We start from the raw sequence: 3,322 nt of genomic DNA, 5'->3' as shown, positions 1-3,322 counted from the left end.
CTGGTCGCCGAGCGCGACGGCCTTGCCGAGCCCGTCGCGCCGGTCGCCTTCGCCGGCTTACCGGCCGAGGACCAGAAGCTGGCTGAGGAGGCCATGGGCCTGGAACGCCGCCAGCTCGCCGCCCAGCGCGCGGCCCTGGCCTCCAGGCGCGGGGTGCTGGGCGAGCGGGCCAGCCAGCTGGCCGAGCAGATCAACGGCTACAACCGCCAGCTCGCCGCGAACCGCGAGCAGCAGCGGCTGATCGGCGAGGAGCTGGACGGCATGCGCAAGCTGGCCGCCCAGGGCTATGCGCCGCTGACCCGGGTGAGGGCGCTCGAACGGGCCGCGGCCGACCTCGTCGGAACCGACGGCGCCTATCGCGCCCAGGCCGCCAGCGCCCGCGAGGGCATCGGCGAGACCCGGATGCAGGCCCTGCAAGGCGACCGCGCGCACATGGACGAGGTGATCGCCGACCTGCGCCAGTCGGAGATCGAGCTCAACGACCTCAAGCCCAGGCTGGCGGCCGCGCGCGACCAGCTGTCGCGCGGCATGGTCCGTGCGCCGGCCTCGGGCCAGGTTGTGGGGCTGAAGGTGTTCACGGTCGGCGGCGTGGCCGCGCCCGGCGACGTGCTGATGGAGATCGTGCCGCAGCGCGCGCCGCTGGTCATCGAGGCCCGGGTGTCGCCGAACGACGCCGACGACGTCCATGTCGGCCAGGCCGCCGACGTGCGGCTGACGGCGTTCCACGATCGTCATCTGCCGCTGCTGCAAGGCAAGGTGACCAAGCTCTCGGCCGACGGCTTCACCGACGACAAGACCGGCGCGCGCTACTTCCGGGCCGAGGTCGCGGTGCCGCCCGAAGAACTGGCCGCGCTGAAACAGCCGGGCCGCGAGCCGCCGGCGCTGAAGGCGGGCTTGCCGGTCGAGGTCGTGGCCCCGCTGCGCAAGCGCACGGCGCTGCAGTACCTGCTGGAGCCGCTGCAGCAGCGGCTGTTCAGGAGCTTCCGCGAGCAGTGAGGCTGTCCCCGAAGGCCCTCGCTAGCCGACCTGCACCAGGTGGCGCAGGCCCTCCTGCATCTCGTCGATCACGCGTTCCACATGCTGGTCGCGCCGCAGGAATTGGGCGTAGGCCTCGGTGATCGAGGCGGGCGCGATCAGGTCCATGCCGAGGCGTTCGGCGGTAACGCCGATCGCGAAGAGGGCAGGGGCCAGGGCGCAGTCGGCGATCGTGAGACGGTCGCACAGGGCGTAGGCCGGTCCCGGCAAGAGGTCTTCGAGCATCGCGACGCCGTTCAGCAGTTCCTCGACCGCCCGGCGGGCGCTGGCGGCGTCTGTGCGCGGTTTTGCCAGAGCGACCATCGACGGCATCAGATAGAGATCCACGTGCCGCACCAGGAGCCGCGCCATCGCCCGGTCGAAGACGTCGATCGGCATCAGGGACGGCGCCTCCGGAAACCGCTCTTCCAGATATTCGAGCAGGACGGCGGACTCCCAAAGGGGGCCTCTGTCCTCGAGCAGGACCGGGATGCGGCCGGTCGGGCTCAGGTCTCGAAAATGGCGGTTGTCGCGCCAGCCCGCGGGCGGCGGGATCAGGTCGATGGGCAGGCCCTTGGCGTAGATCGCGATGCGGACGCGCGCGGCGAACGGGGACACGGGAAGGCTGATCAGGTCCATCTGGGTTTCAGCGGGCTCCGGTTGTCCTTTGCCGAGTCTTGGCATACCGGTTGGCGCTTGTCGCCAAGTCGACACAGTTCGCGACCTTTCCGCATCAAGATGACACCCGCCAGCAGCCCTTCCGCCTCGAGCGCCTTCGCCAGGTTCACCGACGCCGAGACGATGGCGCTGGCGATCGGCGACATCAATTCGGGCGCGAAGCCGCTTCCTCTCGAACGGACCAGCCGGCGCTTCGACGGCATGCTCGCGCGGGCGAGCTTCGGCGGACTGAACCTGGGCATGGGCCGCTTCGCCCAGGGCATCGCCCAGACCGCGGCCATTCCCGGCGTCCACACCTTCATGTTCGCCACCGAGCCGGGGATCATGCGGCGCGTCTCGGGCCGCAAGCTGTTCGGTCGGCACATCTTTCACTTCCGGCCCAACGAGCGGACCGTCACCGGCTCTCCGCCCGACATGCCGTGGGCGTTCGGGATCGTGACCATGCCGTTCGAGCGGCTGACCGAGCATGCGCCCAACCTGATGGGCGCGGGCCATGCGACGCCGCTGGACGATGACCGCATGTTCGTCGCGCCGCCGGCGGCGATGAACGAGCTCATCGGGCTGATGAGCGACATCTCAGGCGTGATCCAGAGCACGCCCGAAGTCCTGGCGGAGCCGCAGCCGTCCAAGGCCCTGGCGGGCGCGGTCGTGGACAGGCTGATGGCCTGCCTCTCCGAGGGCCTGGTCAAGCCGGACAGGGCCGCCCTGGGGCGCCATCGCCAGATCGTCGCCCGCTTCGAGCGCGCCCTCGATGAGCGTCCGGAGGAGATGCTGTCGCTGGGCGACATCTGCCGGGTGGTGGGCGCGGCCGAGCGGACGCTCAACCTGGCCTGCCAGGAATTTCTCGGGGAAGGCGCGGTGCGCTACGCCCGTAATCGCCGGCTGGACCTTGTCCATGCGCGGCTGCGGGCGTCCGATCCCGCCGTCACCCTGGTGACCAAGGTCGCCATGGACCACGGCTTCTGGGAACTGGGCCGCTTCGCCCAGGCCTATCGCCTCCGCTTCGGCGAGCGTCCTTCGGACACCCTGCGCCGCAACGCGCACTGACCTTTCTCCAAACTCCACCGTTCATGCCGGGATCGCATAGTCCGGCGCCCGCCCCGCTGGCAGGGACGGGCCGACACGCGTCATGCGGATCCTCGACCTGGCCGGCCTGAAGCGCCGCCGTCGATCCCTGTTTGCACGTGCGTTTCAGGGGGATCGGGCCTGAGCCCAGGCCAGCGCGTCGCGTGACGCGATCTGACGTCCCTGCAATTCAAACCGGTCCGGTAAGTCGGGCCCAGCAGGTGTCAAAGTGCGGCAGTCGATCAACAAAGCGCGGGCGTCCAACAACACGCGGGGCATCCGCACCTCGGCCTCGCTCACGGTGTTGGCGCTGGCGGTCGGCCTCAGCGCCCCGATGGCCCAGGCCCGCCAGATCACCCAGGGCGGCGGTGCTGGCGCCGGCTATGGCTCCTATACGCCCCAGGGCGGCATCGCCGGCGGCGCCGGCGGCGCCTCCGGCGCTGGAAACTATGGCGGGGCGGCGGCGGCCACGCCGACCGGCTCGGCCGAGGCCGGGGCCAACGGCAGCCAGGCTGGAGGGCAGCCCGGGGCGCTGAACGACCTCTCGGCCGGCGGCGGCGGCGGC

3 protein-coding genes and 1 pseudogene are annotated in these 3,322 nt (G+C 71.0%); 3 read left to right on the top strand and 1 reads right to left on the bottom strand.

What is annotated here, in order from left to right; genetic code table 11:
* Positions 1–996, top strand: a 996-nt coding sequence (locus DMC18_RS22640) for an HlyD family type I secretion periplasmic adaptor subunit (RefSeq protein WP_158285967.1), incomplete at its 5' end; no start/stop codon positions are given.
* A gap of 21 nt (positions 997–1,017) precedes the next feature.
* Here the strand turns inward: DMC18_RS22640 and DMC18_RS26240 are convergent.
* A complete protein-coding gene (locus DMC18_RS26240; protein ID WP_158285966.1) occupies positions 1,018–1,653 on the bottom strand; it encodes a glutathione S-transferase family protein in 636 nt (211 codons plus the stop codon).
* A gap of 99 nt (positions 1,654–1,752) precedes the next feature.
* Here DMC18_RS26240 and DMC18_RS26235 point away from each other — a divergent pair, with 99 nt between their 5' ends.
* Positions 1,753–2,739 (top strand): helix-turn-helix domain-containing protein, encoded by a 987-nt coding sequence (locus tag DMC18_RS26235; RefSeq protein WP_110118273.1) that lies wholly within the window; start codon positions 1,753–1,755, stop codon positions 2,737–2,739.
* Positions 2,740–2,986: 247 nt separating this feature from the next.
* Positions 2,987–3,322: pseudogene (locus DMC18_RS22620) on the top strand (hypothetical protein); the annotation flags it as partial.

Source organism: Caulobacter sp. D5, from assembly GCF_003185805.1.
GTDB lineage: Bacteria > Pseudomonadota > Alphaproteobacteria > Caulobacterales > Caulobacteraceae > Caulobacter.
This window is presented reverse-complemented; position numbering and strand designations above follow the sequence as displayed.

What these genes read in the sequence shown, in the direction of transcription:
- DMC18_RS26240 (WP_158285966.1), bottom strand. Translation starts at nt 1,653, where the DNA reads ATGGACCTGATCAGCCTTCCCGTGTCCCCGTTCGCCGCGCGCGTCCGC.
- DMC18_RS26235 (WP_110118273.1), top strand. Translation starts at nt 1,753, where the DNA reads ATGACACCCGCCAGCAGCCCTTCCGCCTCGAGCGCCTTCGCCAGGTTC.